This is a genomic window from Streptomyces sp. NRRL F-5122, from assembly GCF_001507435.1.
Lineage (GTDB): Bacteria > Actinomycetota > Actinomycetes > Streptomycetales > Streptomycetaceae > Streptomyces > Streptomyces lannensis.
The window spans coordinates 55,377-77,667 of sequence record NZ_LMWH01000015.1 but is presented as its reverse complement, the minus strand read 5'-3'; the positions used below and the strand labels follow the sequence as shown (position 1 = coordinate 77,667).

Below are 22,291 nucleotides of genomic sequence, written 5' to 3'. Positions count from 1 at the left end.
CAAGATGTCGACGTCACAGCCTGATGCGTCTCGTCGTCCGTCCGATGATCACGCCACTCCGGACTATCTGCTGCACGTTGCCCCCACGGAGACTTCACCGGACGACCTGGTCCTCGCCTCGGGCAGGGACATCACCCCCAGCGCTCTGGCATGGGCCGAACGCAAACTCGCCTCCGAAGGGCACGCCGCGCTCGACAAGCTGCTGCCCTGACGCCTCCGCTCCGGACTCACCGCCCGCGACCCCCGCCGTGGCGCGGTGATCCCGGATCGGTCGCGGTCGTCACCCGGTCACGCCGGCACCGGCAGCCCGCTCTCACCGTCCGACTCCTGGGCGCCGACGACCCGGGCCTCCGCGCCGAGCAGCGCGTCCGCCGCCGAGATCGCGTCGAACACACTCCGGGTCCCCATCATGATGCACAGCGTGTAGCTGACATCCTCGAGCTCCCGCACCCTTTCGGGCGTCTCCCGTTCGGCGAGAGCGATCTGCAGGGAGGCGTACCGGGTCAGCAGCCCTCTGACGACCTTCGAATCCGGAACGAGCACGACCAGGCCCTCTCTCTCGATTGTCGAGCCGAGTGCCCCGTCACGGACGGTTCATGCGCAACTACGTTCCCGGACGGGCACTTTGACATGCTATCGCCGCTCGCAGCTGGGAACGTCGCACAACTCCCCCTAACCCACATTCCACAGGAACCGGTGGGTATGAATGCCGAAGTACGGGAAGGACTGGATCCGTGCGACGCCTTCGGTCTCCCGCACCACGTCGTTGACGAAATCGAGCAGTTCACGGGGCCCCGCGCAGACGACTTCCACGAACAGGTCGAACCCTCCCGACGTCAGCACCGAGTAGACGACCTCCTGGTGGGCGGCCAACTCCTCCGCAACGGCACGGGGGTCCGCGTCGACCCCGACTCCGAGCAGGGCCATCGCCTGGCCGCCCATCCGCATGGGATCGGTGACCCCGACCACCTGGACGGCCTTGGAGTCGAGGAGCCGCTGCAGACGCTGACGGGCCGCGGAGGCGGAGAGGCCGACCCGGGGACCGAGGTCGGAGTAGGCGATGCGGCCGTCGGTCTGCAGCTCACGAAGAATGGCCCGGTCGATCTCGTCCACGCTCTTCCTTTCCTGTGGTGGCTGCCCCGCCGGGCGAGCCGCGTCAGCCGAACAGCTCGGACAGGGCTGCGCCGAACACCTCAGTGTGGGTGCCGACGTCCTTGTCGGTGGTCGCCGGGCACATCAACGCCATGTTGTGGAACGGCGTGAGCAGCAGCCCCCGGTTGGCCAGATACAGATGGAGGTAGTCCTCCAGGTCGGTGTCGGAGGCGGCCGCGGACTCCGTACCGGTGCGCGGGGCCGGGTTCACGAAGCGGTATTCGCTGCGGGCGCCGAGCCGCGACACCGACCAGGGCAGGTTCCATCGTTCGATCCCGGCCCGCACACCGGCCTCGAACCGCCTCGAGAGCTCGCCCATAGCAGCGAACGCCTGGTCGGTGAGGACGTGTTCGAGGGTCGCCCGGGTCGCGGCGACCGACAGCGCGTTGCCGGCCAGGGTGCCCCCGACACCGCCCATGTCGACGAGGTCCAGGTCCGCGCGGCCGAGCAGTTGCTCCGCCAACTCCGCGGACAGCCCGTACGCACCCGCCGGAACGCCGCCGCCGATCGCCTTGCCGATGGTGAGCATGTCCGGCTCCAGACCCCAGGCCGCGGTGCAGCCTCCCGGACCGGCGGAGAACGTGTGCGTCTCGTCGTTGATCAGCAGGGTGCCGTACCGCCGGGTCAACTCGCGGACACCTTCGAGGTATCCAGGCTCCGGCAGGACGATCCCGATGTTGGTGAGCGCGGGTTCCATGAGGACGGCCGCCACATCACCGTGGGCGAGCTCCCGTTCCAGCCCCGCGAGATCGTTGAACTCGGCCACCCGGCTGGTCAGGGTGACATCACAGGGCGCGCCCACATTGCCGGGCCGAGCAACTCCGCGCCCGTCGGGGCCCACCACGATCAGCGACTCGTCGACGCTGCCGTGGTAGCTGTAGCTGTTCACGAGGATCTTCGGGCGGCCGGTGACCGCCCGGGCGAGCCGTATCGCCCACCGGTTGGCGTCGGTCGCCGTCAGGGAGAAACTCCAGCGCGTCAACCCGAAACGCCGGGTCAGTTCCGCGCCGACCCACTCGGCGTCCTCCGTCGGCAGCATCGCGGTCGCCCCACCCAGCTCGGTGAAGCGCCGCTGCACCGACGCGGCGACCGCGTCGGGCGAGTGACCGGCCATCGCGCCGGTGTCACCGAGGCAGAAGTCGATGTACTCGTGACCGTCGATGTCCGTGACGCGAGCACCCCGGGCTGCGGCCAGATAGCGCGGAAACGCTCCCGCGGTCTTGTTCATCCACGTCATCGGCACCCGGCCGAAGAGATGGTCGGCACGTTCGTAGGCGGCCTTCGAACGCGGGTTCAGTTGTTGGGCTTCGGCGCTCTCGCGGGCGAGGAGCCGGCGCAGTCGGGCGCGGTCCATGGTGTACCCCAGACTTCCGGCGACACGTGATGACGTGGACCGTACGGCGGAATTCTTCACCGGTACAAGACCTTCGCAACAGAATCGGTTGATCGAACAATGGAATCGCGCGAGACGGGCAGTGAGCAATTGAGGAGGGCCACCTCGGCAGTCAGGGAGTCCACCTGCCCGGACACTGTCCGTTGGGGTCGATTCCTGGCGACGGAAGGCGTGTCTCGTCGATGTGGCGTACATCAATGCATGGCCGGGCACTACGGTGGAACAAGCGATCATGACCGACCTTGCCTCCGGGCCCGCGGTGTGCGCGGACCATACTGGGAGGCGTCCCCCGTCCTCACCCCCGCAGAGTGATCCATGGCAAAGTCCCCCACCGTCTCCGCCACGGCCCCCGACACCGTGTGGCTGGCACGCGGGCGGTATCCCGGCCCGGGCGCCGAGGAGACCGTCCGCCGTCGGCTGCGGGAGCTCCGGAGCAGCGAGGCCGTCCAGGACCATCTCGAGTTCGACGGCTCGGACGACGACGCGGCCCATCGTTCCTTCGAGGCCCGCTGGCTGGTCGACGACGACATCGTGGTGCGGGCCCGGCTGAACATCGAGCCGGTGCCCGACCCCGGGGACGACGAGCGGAGCTGGGTGCTCGTGGCTGAGGCGGACCGGCCCTGGGACCCGGGTTGGCCCTCGCCCGCCACGGTCTTCTGGCCGGAGGACGCCGACGCCCCCTGGGACCACGACCTCGTCCCGGGTCTTCGCTTCCGAGGGATCAACCGCCTCCCGGCGGACGACCGTGCGCTTCGGCGTCTGCTCAAGGACTGCGCACGCCGCTCGTGGAGCATCCATGTCGTGGTCCACGAGGCGATGACCCCGGATGAGCGGGGGCTGCACCCGCTGGCGTCCCTGCTGCCGCCGGCCTTGCGCCATCGCGTCGTTGAGCACCGGGCCGCACCCGAGCAGTTCCAGGTGGTGAACTGGGCGCTCTACGACCTGGGGGTGCGGGTGCCGCGCGGGGGCGCCGTGGTGCTCCCACGGGGTCCGGCGACGGCCGGCGCGGACGACCGGAACTTCAGCGTCCGTTCGGTGTTCCTCGACGGCTCGCTGCCCATGGAACTCATCGAGACGGTACGACGTGCCGCCCAGTCGCCGGCGCCGCTGCCCGACGGGGCGCAGGAGGCGCTGACGCGACTGCGCGAGCAATGGCACCTGACGACCCTGGAGGAGGAACTGACGTTGGCGCGCCAACAGGCCGCCGCCTACGCCGAGGCCCTCGACGCCATGACGAAGTCGCGGGATCTGTACCGGGAGGCGGCCGACCTCGCCCATGAGGCATTGGCGGCCTACCAGGAGTCCTTCGGCTCCCTTCCGGCGCCACGGCAGGAGCCGCGCAAGCGGGAAGGTTTCTCCTTGCGTTCCCTGGCAAAACCCCTGGACCGAGTGCGCGAGGGCGCCAGACTGCTCCGTCCGTCCGTCGCCGAGGACCGCGCGCCGGGCACCGGCACTTCGGACGGCGAGTCCACGTCGGCCGGGCCGGGTGGGGAGACCCCCGCGCTTCCGCCGTCTTCGCCGGATCCCTCGCAGGCCCGCGACCGGCGGTAGCCGGAGCGAACGTGCCCGCCCTCCGGCAACCGCCGGAGGGCACATCCCCGTGTCCGGCCGGACGGAAAAGAGCCGGCCCCGCCGCATGCCGGGGGGGATGGCAAGGGCGGGGCCGGACGGCTCGGGGGCACCAAGGGGGGTGGGCGCCCACGAGCGGTCTGCGATCTGGTGCCCGCCCACGGACGAAGTATGCGTTCGCCGCGTGCCCGATTTTCATCCGCCGGGATCAGTACGCGCGGCACCGTGCGCCACATCTGCCGCAGGTCCGCAACGGGCAGGTGTGGTGGGCGGCCCGAGGGGTACCTGGTGCCGGAATCGCCGCCGGGCACCGCCCCGGCGGCGAGATGTTGATCACTTCCGGAGCGTGGCCGGCGCTGCATCCGGTGCTCGCCCCGGGGTAGGCGGAGCCCCGCACGCTCGTCGTAACCATGGGAGGACATTGTGTCGGCTGAGCAGACCCCCCTGTCCATCGATGTGACGATGCCCCGCGAGGATGTCGCGCTGGTCGTCGTGAAGGGTTTCCTGGATGTGGACACGGCGACGGAGTTGCACCATCACCTCGCCAACCAGATGCACCACGGTCGACGGCATCTGCTGCTCGATCTCTCGGCGGTGCCGTTCATGGACTCGTCCGGCATCAACATCATTCTCCGCGCCTACAAGGAGACCAGGCAGGTCGAAGGCTCCGTGGGACTGATAGCCCCGGCCCCGGCGGTGCGGCGCATCCTCGATCTCACAGGCGTCAGCCTCACGGTGCCCTCCTTCGGGACCGCCGACGAGGCCCTCGCGGGGACGAGCGACACGGTGAGCCGGCCGTAGCCCAGGGGTCTCTTACACAGGACACCATCCCCACAGCCCCGTCGCCGCCCGCGTGGGCTCGTGCACGCGGGCGGCTTACGCAGAGGCAACACTTGCCGTTTGACAACTGTAGTCACCAGGCAACAAAGTGTGGGTCATCGAACGTATGAAGGGAACTGGGATGTTGTGGTGGGCGGAGCCTTCTGCCTGCGCCGACAGACCGCGGCGCGCTCTCGGCGTCCCCGCGGGGAGGAGCTGCCCTCCCCCGGCTCACGCCGTGCGGGCGTCGGCTCCGTCGACCTCGTGCAGCTGGGCCGCCGCGGTGGCGACGAAGGCCTCGAGGCCCTGCAGGAGCGCCGTACGCTTGGCCGCCGGCATCTGGGCCAGCACGGACTCCAGCGCGTGCTCACGACGCGACCGCAGCTCGGCGAGAAACGATCCGCCCCGACGGCTGAGGTACAGGCGCAGCTCGCGCCGGCTAGTCGAACTGGCCACGCGCTCGATGTACCCGACGGCCTGCAGCCGGTCGCACAGCCTGCTCGTCGACGGAGGGGTCGAGCCGAGGGCGTCGGCGAGCGTACGCAGGTTGATGCCCTCGTTGTGCTCGAGGATGAAGAGCACCCGCAGCTGGGAGGCGGAGACCGGGGCCGTCGAAGCGCGTCCCCATAGGACTTCCAGCAGCTCCGCCGCCTCCGAGGTCACACGGGCCACCTCACTGGGCTCCGGACGTGGGCTGGAGGAAGTCACCTACTCACTCTCCCAGACTTCTCGGATGGTGTCGGCCTGCCGAGGCCACAGCTCAGGCACAACGATAGATACGGACACCGGCGCCCGGGCGCGCACCCCCCAGCGGGACGCGGACCCGGGGTCGTACTAGAGGAAGAATGGCGTATCCGACATCGTGAACAGATTCGTCGCAGCTGAGAGAGCGCTACGGAACGCGTCGCCACACCGTCTGGTGGACGCGCTCCGGGAAGTGCTGCGCAGCGCGTACGCGGCCGAGTCGGTCGAACTTCTGATGGCCGACTACGGACTCTCCGTACTCCAGGCCGTCGCGGCGCAGCCCTGCACCTCGGATCCCGTCCCCGTGCACGGAAGCACGGCGGGGCGGGCCTTCGGCGCCCAGGACCCGGTCACGGAGGAGATCGGCGACCGGGTCAGGATCCATCTGCCGGTGACCGTGCGCGGAGACCGGCTCGGTGTGCTGGTGGTCGTACTCCCGTCGGACGGTGCCGCCGAGGCCCTGCCCGAGCTCATCGACATCGCCGAGGTCCTGGGGCACGAGGTGATCGTCGCCGCGCGCGACACGGACGTCTATCTCCGGGCCAGCCGACGCGACCGCCTGACGCTCGCGGCCGAGATGCAGTGGCAACTGCTCCCGGGCCGGTCGTGCTCCCGGCCCGAGTATGCGCTCGGCGCGCAACTGGAGCCCGCATACGCGATCTTCGGAGACAACTTCGACTGGTCCGCGGGGTCCGACGGTCTGATGGTGTACATCACCAACGGCATGGGTGAGGGCATAGAGGCCTCGCTGCTGACCAACCTGGGCATCAACGCACTGCGCAACGCGCGGCGCGCCGGCATCCCCATCGAGGACCAGGCGGCCCTCGCCGACCAGGCCGTCTACGCCCACTACCGGGGCGCCTGCTACCTGTCGGTGCTCCTGCTGGACGTGGAACTGTCCACCGGGCGGGTGAAGGTGGTCGACGCCGGTTCCCCGCAGATGCTGCGCATGCGCGGCAGGAACGTCGAACGTGTCGACTTCGAGGCCCAGCTGCCCCTCGGCATGTTCGAGGAGACCGACTACGTCGCCCAGGAGTTCCAGGTCGAACCGGGCGACCGGCTCGTCTTCGTCAGTGACGGCGTCTACCGGACCATCGCTCCCGGGGGCGAGGAGTACGGCGAGCGGGCACTGGCCAAGGCCATCGCGTCGACGAGGCTTCTGCCCGCCGCGGCCGTACCGCGCGCCATCCTCAGAGAGCTCTCCGACCACCGCGGTGGGCCCGACCCGGAGGACGACGCACTCGTGGTGTGTCTCGACTGGTTCGGCCGGCAGAGCGCCGCGTAGGGTCTTCATGGACGTCGGCGCCCGCGCCGCGCCGACCGGAAGCCATGTGTCCGCATGGCAGTCGGCGAGGTCCCTCTTTCGTTGGACGATCTTCTGGACAGCCACGGGTGTCATGTGCGATCCCGCATGATTACAGTTGTCGCGCGACAATGAACCGCGCTCTCCGAAGAGGCTCCCTCGCAGCCGGGGAGCAGACGTACGAAGGAGACCAAGGACGTGACGGACCAGTCGACAGCGAACCGGGGAACGTCGACACGGATCATCAGCGACTTCCTGCAACGCCGTCGCGAACAGATCGTTCAGCGCTGGGCGGACGAGGCGCTGTTCCGGACGGTGTTCACGGTCTCCCGCGACGAGGCGGCGGAAGCCGCCGGATCCCTGGTGGAGGCGCTCGCCTCGGTCGCCGCGTCCGGCCGGATCGAGGACCTGCGGGCTCCGGGCTTCACCGGCGTGCGTGAACAGCTCACGCGCATGGCGGCCTCACGGGCCCGAGGGGGCGCCGCCCCCTCCCAGATCGCCGACGAGGTCGCGGCGCTGCGCCCCTCGATCACGGATCTGCTGATCACCGATCTGGCCGGCTCGGACGGGGAGGCGTCGGGTCCGCATGTGGTCACGCTCACCGTCCTGATGGGCACGCTGCGGCTGTTCGTCATGGAGACGGCCCTCAGCGCCGGTGAGGAGATCATCGATCGGCAGCGACTCCAACTGCTCGAGGTCGCCACGCCCGTCATCAAGCTGTGGAGCGGCATCGTCGCAGTCCCGCTGATCGGCACCCTGGACAGCGCCCGCAGCCAGGTCGTCATGGAGAGCCTGCTGGAGGCCATCGTCGACCAGCAGGCAAAGTTCGCGATCCTGGACATCACCGGCGTGCCGACCGTCGACTCCCTGGTGGCTCAGCATCTGATGAAGACGGTGGCGGCGGCACGCCTGATGGGGGCGGAGTGCATCGTCTCCGGCATCCGGCCGGCGATCGCGCAGACCATCGTGCACCTGGGGATCGACCTCGGCTCGGTCATCACCCGTGCGAGCCTTGCCGATGCTCTCGCCTATGCCCTGCACCAGGAGGGCGCCGTGATCGTCGACCGCGCGACGGGTGCGGGGGGCCCACGATGAGCTGGGGTCTGGAGGGCCCCGTCAGCACCCACGTCCCCGTCCTGAGGATCGGTGACGTCCTGCTGGTCACCCTCCAGGGCGAACTGCACGACAAGGCCGCGGAACAGCTCCAGCAAGACATCGGCGAGGCCGTCGCGGGCAGTTCGGCCGGCGCCGTCGTCATCGACGTCTCCGGCGTCGAGATAGTCGACTCCTTCCTCGGCCGCGTCTTCGCCGAGATCGCCGCGAACGCCAAGCTGCTCGCCGCCGAGACCGTCGTGGCCGGCATGCGCCCCGCGGTCGCCATCACCCTCGTCGAACTCGGACTCACCCTGCCCGGTCTGCGAACCGCGCTCGACGTCCAAGAGGCGCTGCGAATGCTGGCGCAGCCATCCACTCCCCTGTCCCCCGGTCAAGGTCGCCAGGAGAACGCGTGACGGAGACATCGGGCCGCGTCGCCGCATGCCTGCCCATCCGCTCGGACACGGATCTGGCATGGGTGCGGCAGCATGTGCGGCAGGCGGCCGCCGAGGTCGGGTTCGGTCTGGTGGAGCAGACCAAACTGATCACCGCGGCCAGCGAGCTCGCGCGCAACACGCTCGTCCACGGAGGCGGCGGGCAGGTGGAGTCCGTCTTCCTCGACCACGGCCGCGCCCGCGGTCTGCGGCTGACCTTCACCGACGAGGGTCCGGGCATTCCCGATGTCGAGCGGGCCCTCACCGACGGCTACACCTCGGGCGGCGGACTGGGACTGGGGCTGGGCGGAGCACGGCGGCTGGTCCACGAGTTCTCGATCGACACGAGTCCGGGCCATGGCACTTCGGTCACCGTGGTCTGCTGGGTCGGTGTACCGCCGCGCCCTCGCGAGGAGGCACGATGACCCGCGTCCGGGACGTACCCGTGCACGACCCGACCCGGGTCCGGGACGTCAGGGTGGCTGCGAACGACGCCTGCGGCCAGGCCGGGTTCCCGGCGGACCGCGCGGCCGCGGCGGAGCTCGTCGCCACCGAACTCGCCACCAACCTGCTCAAGCACGCGGGCGGCGGCCAGATCCTCATCGAGACGGTGGACGCGGAACCGGCATCGGACGCGTCCGTCCCGCAGCCGGCGCTCCAGATCGTCGCCATCGACCACGGACCGGGAATCCCGGACCTCCCGGCCGCGCTCGGCGACGGCTTCTCGACCACGGCATCCCTGGGCGCGGGCCTCGGCACGTGCCGGCGTCTGGCGGACGTCTTCGACGTCCACAGCACGCCCGGTCACGGCACCGTCGCCCTCGCGCGCATACTCGCCTCGGCCAGGGCCCGTTCCTCCCGTACAGAGCAGCCGTACCGGCGCGACGCCGTCCCGGTACGGGCCGGCGGAGTCAACATCCCCTTCGTGGCCGGTGATTCGGGCGACGGCTGGGCCTGCGTGCGCTCGGGCGAGCGCATCACGGTGCTCCTGGCCGACGGACTGGGACACGGCCCCGCCGCGGCAGACGCCTCCGACGCCGCCGTCCGGCAACTGCGTCAAGCCGCCGATCTGACGCCCCCGGAACTGCTCGGGGTGCTGCACGGCGCCCTGCGCAACACCCGGGGCGCCGCCGTGGCCGTCGCCCAACTCGACCTCGCCGCGGGACGTCTGGCGTTCTCCGGCGTAGGCAACGTGGGGGCCCGGTTCCGCTCCGGCGGCAACTGGCAGCACCTGCTGTCCCATCCCGGCATCGTCGGGGCCCACCGTCCGGCGCACCTCCCCCACCAGCGGCTGCCCTGGTCCACCGACTGCCTCCTCGTACTGCACAGCGACGGTCTGCCCAGCCGTTGGTCCCTGAAGGCGGGCGTGCCGTCCTCGGCCCTGGACCCGGCGGTGACGGCGGCCCTGATCGTGCGCGACGCCAGCAGTTCCGCCCGGCCCGTCCGCGACGACACCACGGTGGCCGTGCTGTCGCCCGCACCGTCGGATCGTGAACCATGACCCACACCTGGCAGATCACCACCGTCGTCGACGCGGCCCGGGCCCGGGTCGCCATCGCCAGGCTCACGGCGGAGCACGGCGTCTCCGTCGTCGACCGCTCCCGTCTGGTCACCTCGCTCACCGCGCAACTGCGCCAGTGCCTGACCAAGGGCGGCACCTGGCGGCTGACCCTGCGCGCCGCACCGCTTTCCGGCGGCGACGAGCAGCGGCAGCTCCGGCTCAGCCTCCGTCCCGGCCCGGACGAGACCGGGGCACCCACCTGGCGTGCCTCCGTCCCGGCTGACGGCGATGCCGGCGGTCCCGGTGCCGAGCCGGCGCACACGGACCCGGCGGCCCTGGCCGAGGCGCTCTTCAGCGCGGACGACGACGCCGCCCGGGTCCTTGACGCCCTGTCGGAGCAGGAGGCGGTGGTCGCCTTCCACCGTGAGGAGCTGCATCAGACCAACCAGGGGGTCCTGGCCCTGCACGCCGAGCTGGACGCGGTCGGCGAGGCGCAGCGTGAGCTGTTCGCCGCCGAGCGGGCCGCCCGCACCGAGGCGGAGGAGGCACGCCGCCGGCTCACGTTCCTCGCCGATGCCAGCGCGGCGCTGACGGCGTCCCTCAACCACGGGGAGATCGTGCGCCTGCTCCCGGAGCTGCTGACGCCTGCCTATGCGCGCGGCGTCGATGTGTGGCTGCTGGCGGACGAGGAGGCGGAGCGGGGGCATGCCCCCCGTCCGGCAGCCGCCGTGGTGGCTGCGCGGACCGGCAGACCGCAGTACGCGGCCGCCCATCCCGGGGGGCTGCCCGGCGTGGACGACCGGCCCCCCTCGGCCCTCCACCCCACCGTGCCCCTCCTGTGCGTGCCCCTGTCGGCGCGCCGGACGACTCTGGGCGTGCTGATCCTCACCCCTCCGGGCGACCGGTGGGACCCGGACGACGCCGTGATGCTGATCGAGCTCGCCCGCAGGGCGGGAATCGCGATCGACAACGCGCAGCGCTTCGAACACAACCGCGACATCGCCGAGACGCTCCAACGGGCCCTGCTCACCGATCTGCCCAGCGGCCCCGGGCTGCGGCTCGCCGCCCGGTACCTCCCGGCGACCCACGGTCTCAATATCGGCGGTGACTGGTACGACGCCTTCCGCCAGCCCGACGGAAGCCTGATCACCGTCGTGGGCGACGTCACCGGGCACGGACTGCGCGCGGCGGTGATGATGAGCCAGCTGCGTACGGCCCTGCGCGCGTACGCCGTCGACGGAGGCAGCCCGGGCCGCCTCCTCACCCGGCTGCACCTCTTTCTGCACCATCTGCAGCCGGATCTGTACGCCACCGCGGTCATCGCCCGCTTCCGACCGGGCGAACCTGTGCTGACCTGGGCCGCCGCGGGGCATCCACCGCCGGTGCTGCGCACGCACGACGGCAGGGTGCACACGCTCGACGCAAAGCCGGGCGCCATGCTGGGCATTCCGCTGCGGCAGGACATCGCGGACCACACCGCCGCGGTGCCTCCCGGCTCGACCCTCGCCCTCTACACGGACGGCCTGGTCGAGCGGCGGACGCAGGGCATCGACCCGGGCATCGAGCGGCTCACCGTCGCGATGGCCGACCTCGCGGAGTCCGATCTGGACGGCGATCTGGAAGGAGCGGCCGACCGGGTGCTCGATCCCATGCTGCGGGACTCGGAGCGTGACGACGACGTATGCCTGCTGCTGTGCCACGTCGACAGCGGCCAGGAGACATCACCGGCGTGAAGACGCACTGGCGGGGGACGGCCGAGGCCTTGTGACCAGCTCGCCGGAGGTCCTGCTACGTCCCACGGTCCGGTCGGTTCGGCCCTGGTTCATGGGCTTCGCGGAAGGCCTGCAGTCCTTGTTCCAGCGAGGCGCGCTGGGCGGGTGTCATGGCGGCGAACACCGCCGCCAGGCTCGCCGACCTGCGCTCGGCCACCTCGGTGAGCAGCTTGCGTCCCTGAGTGGTGACCCTGAGCTGCAGCTCCCGCCGGTTGTGGGGATGGGCCACCCGCTCCAGCAGTCCCGCCACCTCCAGCCGGTCGCACAGTCTGCTGGCCGCGGGCAGTGCGATGCCGAGCGTCTCCGCGAGCGCCGTGAGATTGAGTTCCGAGCGGTACCGGACCGCCGTGAGCGCCTTCAACTGATGTCTGGAAAGACGCGGTGTGACCGCGTCCGATGCGGAGATCCAAAGCGACACCAGGCTTTCCACCGCGTCCCCGACCTGGCGGGCCAGCGCCTTGGGACAGCTGCCCGCCTCCTCTGCCTCGGTCACCTCACGGTCAACTCCCACCGCGCTTCCCACGCCTGCCGCGCCCTCCGCCTCGAACCGACACGGTCGATCCGTTCGGCGCCCCTACCCCCGACTCCTGCGAGTACGCGACCGGATACGGCCCCTTCACGGGATCGATGCAGGACGCGCTTATCCCCGGCACATAGGGACATATACGCCCTTTTTTCTGTGATCCAGGAGGCGTAGTCATCGTCATTCTGGCAACCGTGATAGGGGGGGCCGGGCGTCGACGCGACGTACGAGGACAACCGGCCGGTGCGCCGGCCGGGGGAAGGACGGCATGGCAACCGAGCCGCGTTGGGACAACAAGACCTGGCCGTTCGAGTCGGTGGAGAGCCTCAAGGCCGGCTTCAAGGGCGAGCTGCACGATGTGACGGACGCACGACTGGCGGCCGAGGAGTTCCTGCGCCGATTGGCGCGGGCATCGACTCCGACGAGCCCCGAGCACTGGAACGACATACTCCTGGTGGTCGACGAGCTCGCCGCCAACGCCGTCCAGTACGCTCCGGGCCCCTTCGGACTGTGGATGCGGCCGACATTCGACGGAGTGCATGTGACGCTGCACGACACCAGCACGATCCCTCCTTCACCACGGCCCTTCCGCCCCGGCCGCGCCGGCGGTATCGGCTGGCATCTGGTGAACACGCTGTGCGACCAGGTGAGTGTCGTCGTCCATCCGGACGGCAAGGACGTGCACGTCTTCCTTCCCTGGTAGCGGCGGGCCGACCCGCCCCGGGTGTCCGGCCGGCCGCTCGTCGGGCGACCCGTCGGCGCTCCGGGGCGTCATGATTCACGGAGCCCCGGACACACACCGTCATCCGAGCGGCACCAGCACGCTCACGATCTTGCCCCCGTCCGGACACCGCTCGATGGCGATGTCCCGTGCCAGCGTGATGATCAACGGCCATCCGTATCCCCCGACCGTGTCCCCTGCCGGAAGGGCGCCCGGGCCCAAAGCCGTCGAGGGGATCTCGGCGCTGCGGTCGTGCACATGCAGCCGGACCCCTTCGCGCGTGGGCGTCGCCACGAAGGCCACGAGACCACCGCCGTGCCGGATGGCATTGGACACCAGCTCCGAGGTGACCAGTAGCAGATCGGTGACGGCCTGATCGTTCGGCTGCACCGCGGAAGCTCCCTCGCGGCCTCGCAGGACCGTCAGCACGTAGTCGCGGGCCGTCGCCGCGCTGGTGACGCCCGAGGCGGCCAGGATCGGTGTACGCAGCCGCCCGCAGACCTGAATGCCCGCGCCATCCGGGCGAGTGTCCATTTTCGCCCCGCCGGATTTCCCTGCCGCACCGACGGCGGCCGGAGGTGCACCGCCCGAGGGCAGTTCCGCCGGTGTCATCGCTCGCCCTCGGGCAGCGGACCTCGTCCGCCGGGCGGCCGGTTGCCGGGCGCCCGGCGAACGAGAGTGGATGTGGCATGGTTTCGTTCGTTCATCGGTCACCGTCTACCCGGCCGCGCACGAGCCATGGGTGCGTCACAGCGGACCCACCGCGACGTGCCCAGTGATGTCGTGCCGGGTGACGCCGCGCCCGCGCCGTCACTCCGCACGTCGCGGTGGCAGACCACGGTAGTAGTCGTCGACCTTGGCCAGATATTCGGGATCGAGGGTCTCGCGATCCGTGCGGAACAGAGGTGCGTCCTTAACCTCGTCCTTCGAGCACGCCAGCGTGATCTGCTGTGCGTCGGTGTCGATGCCGCTGACGACGCCCGCGGGAATGAGCACGCTCTTGCCGAACACCCACACCCCGGTGTCGACGATCAGATGCCGCATGCCCGGCCCGTCGGCCTGCCGGTCGACGTGCCCCACGGTTCCGTCCGTGGCGTCGACGGTGAAGCCGGCCAGGTCCTGTCCCTCGACGTGGCCGCTGCCCGGTTCGTACGTCCACGGTCTCTCGATGGTCACGATGCTCCCTTCCACGGTGGGTGTGGAGCAGCGGATACCCGTGTCCCCGGGGGCCATTCCGGGCAGGCGGGCACCTTCGTCGTTCCCTCACGGGAGACCGGGGCGCCCACCGCGTGCGACGGCCTCCCGGTGGGCGTCCGGCGACCCGCGGCACGCAGGTTTTCGATCGTCAGGCCGCCAGTGTCGAGGCGAGTTCGGTCGCGGCCTCGACGAGCTCGACGTCCGGCTCGGCGAGCAGCTGGCGCAGCCCGCCCAGGTCGGCATGGACGGCGCGACGAGCCTGCTGCTCCCAACTCACGTAATCATGGGGGTAGTTGCGCAACTTGGGATAGGCGGTCGCCGTGCTCTCCCACTGCCGTGCATCCGCGATGTTCTTGAGCAGGTGGATGATCTGAACCCGACACGTCACCTGGGGAAGCCGCGCGAGCTCCCACAGGAACGGGACGGTGGCGGCCGTCGCCTGGTCGACGACGAACCCGTATTGGCAGATTCGTTCCCTCAGGTCGCCGAGGGCCGCCCGGGCAGTGGGTTCGTCACCCGAGGCGAGACTGTGGAGCAGGACGGGGATGGCTTCCGCCGACCCGCTGGAGTCCTTGATGGCCTCCCACGGCACGTGCCCCAAGTCCTTGAGTGGTGTGGTCATTTCCGCTCCCCGCAGACAGTGTGGGGCCAGGCCCCGGGGGTCGTCCTCTGCGTTGCAACGGCGCGCTCGGCGTCATGACCCGGCAGGCCGCGCTCCCCGCCCGGGGCCCAGCCTCGCCCGCCAGGGCGGCTCGGAACCCGGTGTGCAGGCAAGGACACGGTGGTCTCCCTGATGCGACGTCAGCGCGCAGCGCCAGTCCAGCGATTGACGCACCGCTATTATCCACGCAGTCAGCACCATCGTGCAATTGCATGGGAAATTGCATGATGGGTAGGAGAACCACGGGGCCCCGTGGGGTGCGTTCCGTCCCACGTGGGCCGGCGCCCCGTGTCGGAACGTGAGCAAGGAGACAGTGGTGCCTTCAGTGCCAAACGGAGTGCGGGCGAGCGCCTTGGGCGCCCGCTGGATCAAGAGCCGGCACAGCAATGCCGAGGGCAACTGCGTCGAGGTGGCGGCTCTGGCCGACGGGGCGGTCGCGCTGCGCAACTCCCGTGACCCGGACGGACCTGCGCTCGTCTACACGCCCGCCGAGGTGGCGGCCTTCCTGGCCGGCGCGAAGGAGGGCGAGTTCGACCATCTGGTGTGAAGTTCCCGGCGGCACAATGCTGTCGGCACATGCGACATGGACCGGTCGAGTGCGATACTGATGGCCTGTTGTCTGCCGACCGACTGGGAGTCAGGATGTCCGTCGAGTCCCGCCGCGTCTCTCGACTGGAACCGTATCTCAACCGGACGGAGCCCGCTCCGACTCTCCTGAAGATGCTGGTCGGGGTACAGTTGGCCGGTATGCGGGAGGGTCTCGGCCTCTCCCAGGAGCAGGCCGCGCGAGCGCTCGGTTTCAGCCCCGCCAAGCTGTCGCGCATCGAGGCAGGCAAAGGCCGCAAGCCGCCGACGGAGGACGACGTCCGCTCGCTGCTGCAGCTGTACAAGGCCGACGACCACGAGGCCGCGGTCCTCGTCAAGCTGTTGCAGCGTGCCGGTGAGCCCGGCTGGTGGCAGCGCTACGACAAACGGCTGATGCCCGAGTGGTTCGATCGCCTGGTCGGACTGCAGGAGGCGGCCGCCAGCATCCGCACCTTCGAGATCCAGTACGTTCCCGGTCTGCTGCAGACCGCGGCCTACACCCGGGCCGTGGTGGAGCGGGGACTGCCGTCGGCTTCGGCGACGGAGGTGGAACGACGGGTGGAGTTGCGGATGCGGCGGCGGCAGTTGCTGGGCCGCCCGGACACCCCGCAACTGTGGGCGATCATCGACGAGTCGGTCCTGATGCGAGTGCTGGGCAGCCGCGAGGTGATGCGTGAACAGCTGGAGCATCTCGTCGAGATGGCCCAGTATCCGCATGTGACCCTGCAGTTCGTGCCGTTGGACGTCACGAACGCCTCGGCGCCCGCGATACCGGTCACCTATCTGCGCTTCGGCGGTCTCGATCTGCCCGACATCGTCTATCTCGAGCACATCCGAAGCGCCAACTTCCTCGAGGACCGCGACGAGACGGAGGAGTACCGGATGGCACTCGACCGGCTCGCCGACGAAGCCCTCAACCCCCGCGAATCGGTCGCCCTGCTACAGAGGACACTCGAGGAGCGCTACTCCCCCAGCTGACCGCGGGGCCGCCGATCGCCGGGTCCTGCGTCAGCGGATCCGGCCTACGCCGCCGAACTCGATCCATTCCTGGGTGAGTTGACGAGGTGCCACCTCCGTGTCCGGCCGCCAGGTGGACACCTCAACCAGTCCCGGCTCGAGGATGTCCATCCCCTCGAACCAGGAGGCGACGTCCTTCTCCTGGCGCACACGCCCCCAGTGTCCCTGGGTGGCCTGAGCCATGAAGTCGGTGACGAACTCACGGACCTTCGGGTCCTCGCTGACGAGCTGACACATCACCATGAAGCTGCCGGGCACGAGCTGTTCGACGACACGGCTGACCAGGGCGGGCGGCCCTTCGGTGTCGCTGTCCGGGATGCAGTGCATCACCGAGTTGAAGAGCACGGCAACGGGACGCGAGAAGTCGATCAGGCGGCGGGTCTCCTCATGGGAGAAGATCGCCTCCGTGTCGCGGATGTCCGCCTGGATGACGGCGGTGCGGTCGTCCTGCTCCAGCAGCGCCCGGCCGTGCACCAGAACCATCGGGTCGTTGTCCACGTACACCACATGGCTCGTGGGGTCGACACGCTGGGCGACCTGGTGGACGTTGTCCTGCGTGGGCAGCCCGGATCCGTGGTCCAGGAACTGCCGGATGCCGTAGTCCTCCGCCAGGGTGCGCACCATGCGCTGGAGGAACCTGCGGTTGTTCAGCGCGAGGGCACGGGTGCTGGGGACGACCTTGTCAAGTTCCTCGCAGGCTGCCCGGTCGGCCGCGTAGTTGTCCTTTCCGCCCAGGTAGTGGTCGTACATTCGGGCGGCTGTCGGCACCGTGGCGTCGATCGACGTGGACAATTGCCTGCCAGGCTGCATCGTTCCCCCAGAGACGGGCCGCGCCGTCGGAACCGGCTCGGCGGGCACTCCATCCTAGAGACCCGGCGTTTCCCGATGCCAGTCCCCGAACGAAGGATGCGGAATCAAGTCCACCTGATCAGTGATCAACTACCGGTTGATCAAGCATGGTTGGCGATTCTGGCGCCGACTGTGCCTGCGGGGGGCCTGACAGGAGCGGTCATGGCTCGACGAGTTCGGCCAGCATGGCGCCGGTCCCTTCGTCGGCGGGCAGAAATGCCTCGAGGCGGAGTTCGGCGATGGTGACGTCGACGGCGGTGCCGAAGTGAGTGAGGGTGGTGACCAGCGTCAACTCCCGTGTGTCAGCAGGATCGTGGGCTCGCAGACGCAGCGGTACGGCGAGGCCGAGGTGGTCCGGCGACTCGCGCGGACGCGGTGGTGCCAGGTCGAGGAGTTCCGAGACCAGGTCCTGCAGCCGGACGTCCGGGTTCCGCGCACTCTCCGCCTGAAGACGTTCGATGATGTGCCACGCCCACTCGCCGAGGTTCGCGATACGTGGCGCCAAGCCCTGAGGATGCAGCAGCACCCGGGGGACGCTCATCGGCGCGAGGAGCAGATGCGGGGCCGCACCCGCGATGAGCTTGTGGAAGGCGGCGTTGGCCGACACCAGGTCGCCGAACCGGTCGACGACCACCGCCGGGTACGGAAGGTGCCCTTGCAGAATGCGTTCGAGGGCGGTGCGAATCGGCTCGAGTCGTGGGTCGTCCAGGCGCGTCTGCGGGTAGGCGGGCGCGAATCCCGCCGCGAGGAGCAGTTCGTTGCGCTCCCGGATCGGCACCTCCAGGGATTCCGCCAGCCGGATGATCATTGATCGGCCAGGGGCCGACCGTCCGCTCTCGATGAAACTGACGTGCCGCTGCGTGGTGCCCGCGCGCACCGCCAGTTCCAGCTGGCTGACGCGCCGCCGGGTGCGCCACTCGCGCAGCGCGCCGGCGAGCGGACCTTGTGTCGATTCGCTGATCACCCCTCCTGTGTAACTCTCCCGGCCTCCGGTCCGCGATTCCCTGCGGGGAATTGCCGTGCGGCGGCCGACGCAGGACGGTCGTTGCCGCACACCCGACCGTGAACGGCCGAAGGGAACATCATGACCCCCACCGACATCCACCACCTCACCGACCGCTACGTCGCCGTATGGAACGAGCCCGACGCGGAACGCCGCCGCGCCGAGGTCCACGAGCTGTGGTCCGCCGATGCGGTCCATGCGGTCCGGCCCCCCGAGGAGATCCTGCGCACCGCCGAGGGGCTGGGCTTCGATCGTCTCGTTCTACAGGCGCGCGGGCACCGGGCACTGGAGTTCCGGGTCTCCCGCGCCTACGAGGAGTTCGTCGCGCCGGGCATCTTCGTCTTCCGCTCGCGCGGGAACGCCGACCGGCTCGGGGACATGGTCAAGTTCGGCTGGGAGATGGTGCCCCGCGAGGGTGGAGCGACGGCGAGCGCGGGACTGGAGATCCTCGTGCTCGGCCCCGACGGGCGCATCGTCAGCGACTACCAGTTCGTCGAAGGGTGAACGCGCCGATGTCCGTACTTCCTACGTCGGTACGCAGCTACCACGCACGCAGCGGCGGCGGCATCGAGGGCCTTTCGCTGCGTGAGCACGCAGCGCGCTCTCCGGGGAGGGGGGAGGTGGCGGTAGCCGTCCGAGCCGCCTCCCTCGGCTTCCGCGAACTGCTGGTGCTGCGGGGGCAGTACGTACTGCCCGTCAAACCGGACGTCGTCCCGGTCTCGGACGGTGCCGGCGAGGTCGTCGCCGTGGGACCGGGTGTCGAACGGGTGCGCCCGGGCGACCGCGTCGCCGCGGCGCTGTTCCCGCGGTGGCTGGACGGGCCACTGCAACCGCACTGTCTGCCGCAGTTGGGTGGCTCGCTGGACGGAATGCTGACCGAGCTGGCCGTCCTTCCCGAGGACGCCCTGGTATCCGTCCCCGACCACCTTTCCTACGCCGAGGCGGCAACGCTTCCCTGTGCAGCCGTCACGGCGTGGAACGCCCTGACCGGCGACGGCCGCGGAGTCCGGCGCGGACAGACCGTGCTGACCACCGGATCCGGGGGCGTCTCCCTGTTCACGGTGCAGTTCGCCGAACTCCTCGGTGCGAAGGTCATCGCCACCACCGGCCGCGCGGACAAGGAGCAGCGCCTTCGCGATCTGGGAGCCGGCGAGGTCGTCAACTACCGCGACATACCGAACTGGCACACCGCCGTACGTGAACTCACCGGCGGGCGGGGAGTCGACCGCGTGGTCGACACCGCGGGAACGCTGGAGCAGTCGCTGAAATCGCTCGCCATGGACGGGCATGTCGCCTTCGTCGGGTCCGTGTCCGGCGACCTGCGACCGATCGAGCCCCGTCTGCTGTTCGGCATCGCCGCGACGGTCCGGGCCGTGGCCGTCGGCAGTCGCGCCCAGTTCACGCGCATGAACGAAGCCATCTCCGCGCATCGGCTCCGGCCGGTCGTCGACCGGGTGTTCCCGTTCGACGAAGCCGTGGCGGCCTACCGCTACTACGAGTCGGCCGCGCCGTTCGGAAAAGTCGTCATCACCATGGGACAGCCGACGGCGTGGATGACGTGACCGTCCCGCACGATCGGACGCCGGGGTGGAGTCCGGGGCCGCCACACCCGCGGAACAGCGCCGTACCATCCAGTAATATCAGGTCGGCGCACCTCTGTGGGCGCGTGACATCCTGGGAAACGCGGAGGTCGGCATGGCGGACGTCGAAGTGGGCACCGTGATCGAGGACTTCGACCTGCCGGACGAGACGGGTGCGCAGCGGCGGCTGTCCGAACTCCTCGTCGACGGACCGGTCGTGCTGTTCTTCTACCCCGCCGCCCTCAGCCGCGGTTGCACGGCGGAGGCGTGCCACTTCAGGGACCTTGCGGCCGAGTTCGCAGCGGTCGGCGCCAGGCCGGTCGGTATCAGCGGCGATTCCATGGAACGTCAGCAGGAGTTCGCCGGACGCCACACGCTCGGGTTCCCGCTGCTGTCCGACGTGGACGGGACAGTCCGGGAGCGGTTCGGAGTCCGGCGCGGTTTCTCCGTGTCCCCCACCAAGCGCGTCACCTTCGTCATCGACCAGGACCGCAAGGTGCTGGAGGTGGTGCGCAGCGAACTGCGCATGAGCGCGCACGCCGACCGGGCCCTGGCGGCCCTGCGCACCCGCACGAGCTGACGGGCGACGGTACGGGACGTCCGCTTCGCCGCCTTCCGGGGCCCCGGGCCGGCGTCCCCTTCGCGATGCGCCGAGACGGCGTCTTCTACGGACCGCAGCCGGCCCGGGCGATCGCTCGGTAGACCTAGACCATGGTCTTACCGATGCCTGCCGCCCGGTGACACCACCCGGGTCATGCAAGCAACAGAGGGCGGCAGTCTTGCGGGAGCCGGAGGCCGGAGCCCCGCTGCGGGGTCACGACGACGGCGACGGGGGCTCCGTCCCCGTCGTCACGCCGTGCGCGTGAGACGCAGGGTGGCGACGACCGTCGTCAGGCCGCGCAGCATGCCCAACTGGTTCCAGTCCATGCCGAACTCCGCACGGTCCACGGTGAACTCCGCCTCGAGCGTGACCGCTTCCGCATCCGCCTGCGTGACGCGTGCCGTGAAGGACTGCGGCCGGTTGATCCCGCGCACGGTCAGCTCTCCGGTGATCTGAGCCGTGTCGTCCGACCGCGCCTCGGCACGCTGCACCGCGAAGGTGATCTCGGGGTGGTGGTCGACATCGAAGAAGTCCGCCGAGCGCAGGTGCTTGTCGCGCTTGGTGTGCTTTGTGTCGAGCGATGCGGCGTCCAGGGTGATGGTGCCCTGGGCGGTGCCGTCCGGCTTGACCTCTCCCTGACCGCTCAGGGCGTTGAAGGAACCCTTGACCGTGACCAGCCCCCACATGGTCTTGTGCTGCACGGCGACGGTGGAGGCGGTGTGGTCGAGCTGCCACAGTCCGGTTTCGACGGCGACGGTCATGAGAGTTCTCCAGCGGAAGAGGGGCGGGACAGAGCGGTGATCAAGTCATCCAATTTTGGATGACCCTCACGCTAACCTCTTCTCCAAATTTGAACAACCCACTTGGTCCAAAAATGGACGAGGCCGGTCCCGGTCGCCTCGGCACCCGGCCGTCTCCCGCCGTACCGTCACCGGCTCCGGCGGGAAGGAGCCGGTGACGGCCTACCGGAGAAGGTCAGGACTCGGGGCACTCCTTCCAGGCCAGGTGGTAGACGGTGCTGATGTCACCGTCCGTGGAGTCCATCGTCATGAAGCTCGTGCTGCCGGGCGTCGAAGTGCCGGCACTGACGCGCAGTTCGGTGTTGATGTTGAAGTTCCGCTGCACACCGCAGGGCGCCCAGACCAGCTGCGCCCAGTCCGTGACGTCCGTCGCCTGCCAGTTGTCGTCGTACGGACCGCGGAACGGGTGGGTGATGGCCGCCGTGTTCGGCGACCCCTGGAAGTAGTACGAGGCCTTCTCCGTGCTGGACGCACCGCGCTGAAGCGAGGCGAATCCGCGGTAGTCCGCACTGGCGATGGCGTACGTGAAGCCCTGGGGCACATGGACGATGAGGTTGAGCTGGCAGTTCTTGCGGAACGCCGTGGGGTCCGCACTACCCCCCACCTGGGCGAGGTAGTCGCTGTAGGTCACCGTGAAGGCGGTGTTGTCGGGCGAGACGGCGACCGCGGCCGTCCCCTGGGGACAGCCGGAGCCGTTCACCGTGGCGATCTTGATGACGATCTTGTCGGGGGGCGGGTCGACGATCCCGGACGACGGGTCGTACACGGGCAGTGCGGTGGCGAAGAGCGCCGCAATCGCGCCGCTCAGGAGCATTCCACCAGCCATGGTTCTCCCATCCGTTGCATCGGCGACCCGGCGGTGTGCACCGCCGGGCATTGGGGGGTGCGGCCCCGCGCGTGAGCACGGGGCCGTCGCGGACCAGTGCGTTGGATCAGATACCAGTGTCATGTACATGTCATGCACGCGGGCAT

General features: G+C 69.8%; 27 protein-coding genes. 15 read left to right on the top strand and 12 right to left on the bottom strand.

Annotated features, from left to right (window positions below; translation table 11 throughout):
- Positions 1–4: 4 nt before the first annotated feature.
- Positions 5–211 carry a hypothetical protein gene (locus ADL25_RS04130; protein ID WP_059126222.1) on the top strand — a complete coding sequence of 69 codons (207 nt, stop codon included), beginning with the start codon at positions 5–7 and terminating at the stop codon, positions 209–211.
- 77 nt (positions 212–288) lie between these two features.
- Here the strand turns inward: ADL25_RS04130 and ADL25_RS04125 are convergent, their stop codons facing one another.
- The 3 genes from ADL25_RS04125 to ADL25_RS04115 all read right to left on the bottom strand — a co-directional run bounded on the left by ADL25_RS04125 (position 289) and on the right by ADL25_RS04115 (position 2,506).
- Complete coding sequence (locus ADL25_RS04125; protein ID WP_059126221.1) at positions 289–543, bottom strand: DUF5133 domain-containing protein; 255 nt, start codon at positions 541–543, stop codon at positions 289–291.
- A gap of 129 nt (positions 544–672) precedes the next feature.
- The gene (locus ADL25_RS04120) at positions 673–1,113 is read right to left on the bottom strand and encodes an Lrp/AsnC family transcriptional regulator (RefSeq protein WP_059126220.1); all 441 of its coding nucleotides are present in this window, start codon (positions 1,111–1,113) and stop codon (positions 673–675) included.
- A gap of 43 nt (positions 1,114–1,156) precedes the next feature.
- On the bottom strand, positions 1,157–2,506 hold the full coding sequence (locus tag ADL25_RS04115; protein WP_059126219.1) for a transaminase: 1,350 nt from the start codon (positions 2,504–2,506) through the stop codon (positions 1,157–1,159).
- A gap of 354 nt (positions 2,507–2,860) precedes the next feature.
- On the opposite strand from ADL25_RS04115, the gene ADL25_RS04110 reads away from it, so the two are divergent.
- Positions 2,861–4,096, top strand: a complete 1,236-nt coding sequence (locus ADL25_RS04110) for a hypothetical protein (protein ID WP_199839094.1) — start codon at positions 2,861–2,863, stop codon at positions 4,094–4,096.
- Positions 4,097–4,576: 480 nt separating this feature from the next.
- Positions 4,577–4,915, top strand: a complete 339-nt coding sequence (locus ADL25_RS04105) for an STAS domain-containing protein (RefSeq protein WP_059126326.1) — start codon at positions 4,577–4,579, stop codon at positions 4,913–4,915.
- Between the two features lie 249 nt (positions 4,916–5,164).
- Here the strand turns inward: ADL25_RS04105 and ADL25_RS04100 are convergent, their stop codons facing one another.
- Positions 5,165–5,596, bottom strand: coding sequence for a MarR family transcriptional regulator (locus ADL25_RS04100; protein ID WP_059126325.1), 432 nt, complete (start codon positions 5,594–5,596; stop codon positions 5,165–5,167).
- A 199-nt stretch (positions 5,597–5,795) separates the two neighbouring features.
- On the opposite strand from ADL25_RS04100, the gene ADL25_RS04095 reads away from it, so the two are divergent.
- The 6 genes from ADL25_RS04095 to ADL25_RS04070 all read left to right on the top strand — a co-directional run bounded on the left by ADL25_RS04095 (position 5,796) and on the right by ADL25_RS04070 (position 11,743).
- Positions 5,796–6,962, top strand: a complete 1,167-nt coding sequence (locus ADL25_RS04095) for a PP2C family protein-serine/threonine phosphatase (RefSeq protein WP_059126218.1) — start codon at positions 5,796–5,798, stop codon at positions 6,960–6,962.
- A 216-nt stretch (positions 6,963–7,178) separates the two neighbouring features.
- Positions 7,179–8,075 carry an STAS domain-containing protein gene (locus tag ADL25_RS04090; RefSeq protein WP_059126217.1) on the top strand — a complete coding sequence of 299 codons (897 nt, stop codon included), beginning with the start codon at positions 7,179–7,181 and terminating at the stop codon, positions 8,073–8,075.
- Entirely contained in the window at positions 8,072–8,491 is a 420-nt protein-coding gene (locus ADL25_RS04085; RefSeq protein WP_059126216.1) for an STAS domain-containing protein, read from the top strand. The genes ADL25_RS04090 and ADL25_RS04085 overlap by 4 nt, the downstream gene beginning before the upstream one ends.
- Positions 8,488–8,934, top strand: coding sequence for an anti-sigma regulatory factor (locus ADL25_RS04080; RefSeq protein WP_059126215.1), 447 nt, complete (start codon positions 8,488–8,490; stop codon positions 8,932–8,934). Before ADL25_RS04085 ends, ADL25_RS04080 begins: the two co-directional genes overlap by 4 nt.
- Positions 8,931–10,010 carry an ATP-binding SpoIIE family protein phosphatase gene (locus tag ADL25_RS04075; protein WP_059126214.1) on the top strand — a complete coding sequence of 360 codons (1,080 nt, stop codon included), beginning with the start codon at positions 8,931–8,933 and terminating at the stop codon, positions 10,008–10,010. The genes ADL25_RS04080 and ADL25_RS04075 overlap by 4 nt, the downstream gene beginning before the upstream one ends.
- Positions 10,007–11,743 carry a PP2C family protein-serine/threonine phosphatase gene (locus ADL25_RS04070; protein ID WP_059126213.1) on the top strand — a complete coding sequence of 579 codons (1,737 nt, stop codon included), beginning with the start codon at positions 10,007–10,009 and terminating at the stop codon, positions 11,741–11,743. Before ADL25_RS04075 ends, ADL25_RS04070 begins: the two co-directional genes overlap by 4 nt.
- 55 nt (positions 11,744–11,798) lie before the next feature.
- On the opposite strand, the gene ADL25_RS04065 is transcribed toward ADL25_RS04070, so the two are convergent.
- Complete coding sequence (locus ADL25_RS04065) at positions 11,799–12,275, bottom strand: MarR family winged helix-turn-helix transcriptional regulator (protein WP_234380466.1); 477 nt, start codon at positions 12,273–12,275, stop codon at positions 11,799–11,801.
- Between the two features lie 298 nt (positions 12,276–12,573).
- Here ADL25_RS04065 and ADL25_RS04060 point away from each other — a divergent pair, with 298 nt between their 5' ends.
- Positions 12,574–13,008 carry an ATP-binding protein gene (locus tag ADL25_RS04060; protein ID WP_059126212.1) on the top strand — a complete coding sequence of 145 codons (435 nt, stop codon included), beginning with the start codon at positions 12,574–12,576 and terminating at the stop codon, positions 13,006–13,008.
- 99 nt (positions 13,009–13,107) lie between these two features.
- Here ADL25_RS04060 and ADL25_RS04055 read toward each other — a convergent pair whose 3' ends face one another.
- The 3 genes from ADL25_RS04055 to ADL25_RS04045 all read right to left on the bottom strand — a co-directional run bounded on the left by ADL25_RS04055 (position 13,108) and on the right by ADL25_RS04045 (position 14,845).
- Positions 13,108–13,560 carry an ATP-binding protein gene (locus tag ADL25_RS04055; RefSeq protein WP_107116506.1) on the bottom strand — a complete coding sequence of 151 codons (453 nt, stop codon included), beginning with the start codon at positions 13,558–13,560 and terminating at the stop codon, positions 13,108–13,110.
- A 276-nt stretch (positions 13,561–13,836) separates the two neighbouring features.
- A complete protein-coding gene (locus ADL25_RS04050; RefSeq protein WP_059126322.1) occupies positions 13,837–14,202 on the bottom strand; it encodes a hypothetical protein in 366 nt (121 codons plus the stop codon).
- 169 nt (positions 14,203–14,371) lie between these two features.
- Complete coding sequence (locus tag ADL25_RS04045; protein WP_234380452.1) at positions 14,372–14,845, bottom strand: hypothetical protein; 474 nt, start codon at positions 14,843–14,845, stop codon at positions 14,372–14,374.
- A gap of 355 nt (positions 14,846–15,200) precedes the next feature.
- On the opposite strand from ADL25_RS04045, the gene ADL25_RS04040 reads away from it, so the two are divergent.
- Together ADL25_RS04040 and ADL25_RS04035 are read left to right on the top strand one after the other, a co-directional pair.
- On the top strand, positions 15,201–15,431 hold the full coding sequence (locus tag ADL25_RS04040) for a DUF397 domain-containing protein (protein WP_079050168.1): 231 nt from the start codon (positions 15,201–15,203) through the stop codon (positions 15,429–15,431).
- Between the two features lie 95 nt (positions 15,432–15,526).
- Positions 15,527–16,447: a helix-turn-helix domain-containing protein gene (locus ADL25_RS04035; RefSeq protein WP_059126210.1), complete on the top strand. Its 921-nt coding sequence runs from the start codon at positions 15,527–15,529 to the stop codon at positions 16,445–16,447.
- A gap of 30 nt (positions 16,448–16,477) precedes the next feature.
- Here ADL25_RS04035 and ADL25_RS04030 read toward each other — a convergent pair whose 3' ends face one another.
- Together ADL25_RS04030 and ADL25_RS04025 are read right to left on the bottom strand one after the other, a co-directional pair.
- Positions 16,478–17,296 carry an SAM-dependent methyltransferase gene (locus ADL25_RS04030; protein ID WP_059126209.1) on the bottom strand — a complete coding sequence of 273 codons (819 nt, stop codon included), beginning with the start codon at positions 17,294–17,296 and terminating at the stop codon, positions 16,478–16,480.
- Between the two features lie 199 nt (positions 17,297–17,495).
- Positions 17,496–18,299 (bottom strand): helix-turn-helix domain-containing protein, encoded by an 804-nt coding sequence (locus ADL25_RS04025; protein ID WP_059126208.1) that lies wholly within the window; start codon positions 18,297–18,299, stop codon positions 17,496–17,498.
- A 120-nt stretch (positions 18,300–18,419) separates the two neighbouring features.
- Between ADL25_RS04025 and ADL25_RS04020 the strand changes: the two genes are divergently transcribed.
- The 3 genes from ADL25_RS04020 to ADL25_RS04010 all read left to right on the top strand — a co-directional run bounded on the left by ADL25_RS04020 (position 18,420) and on the right by ADL25_RS04010 (position 20,498).
- On the top strand, positions 18,420–18,842 hold the full coding sequence (locus tag ADL25_RS04020; RefSeq protein ID WP_059126207.1) for a hypothetical protein: 423 nt from the start codon (positions 18,420–18,422) through the stop codon (positions 18,840–18,842).
- Between the two features lie 8 nt (positions 18,843–18,850).
- Positions 18,851–19,900: a zinc-dependent alcohol dehydrogenase family protein gene (locus ADL25_RS04015; RefSeq protein WP_059126320.1), complete on the top strand. Its 1,050-nt coding sequence runs from the start codon at positions 18,851–18,853 to the stop codon at positions 19,898–19,900.
- A gap of 133 nt (positions 19,901–20,033) precedes the next feature.
- Positions 20,034–20,498, top strand: coding sequence for a peroxiredoxin (locus tag ADL25_RS04010; protein WP_059126206.1), 465 nt, complete (start codon positions 20,034–20,036; stop codon positions 20,496–20,498).
- 269 nt (positions 20,499–20,767) lie between these two features.
- Here ADL25_RS04010 and ADL25_RS04005 read toward each other — a convergent pair whose 3' ends face one another.
- The gene (locus ADL25_RS04005; protein WP_059126205.1) at positions 20,768–21,280 is read right to left on the bottom strand and encodes a YceI family protein; all 513 of its coding nucleotides are present in this window, start codon (positions 21,278–21,280) and stop codon (positions 20,768–20,770) included.
- A gap of 214 nt (positions 21,281–21,494) precedes the next feature.
- Positions 21,495–22,145, bottom strand: coding sequence for a DUF4360 domain-containing protein (locus ADL25_RS04000; RefSeq protein WP_059126204.1), 651 nt, complete (start codon positions 22,143–22,145; stop codon positions 21,495–21,497).
- Between the last annotated feature and the right edge of the window lie 146 nt (positions 22,146–22,291).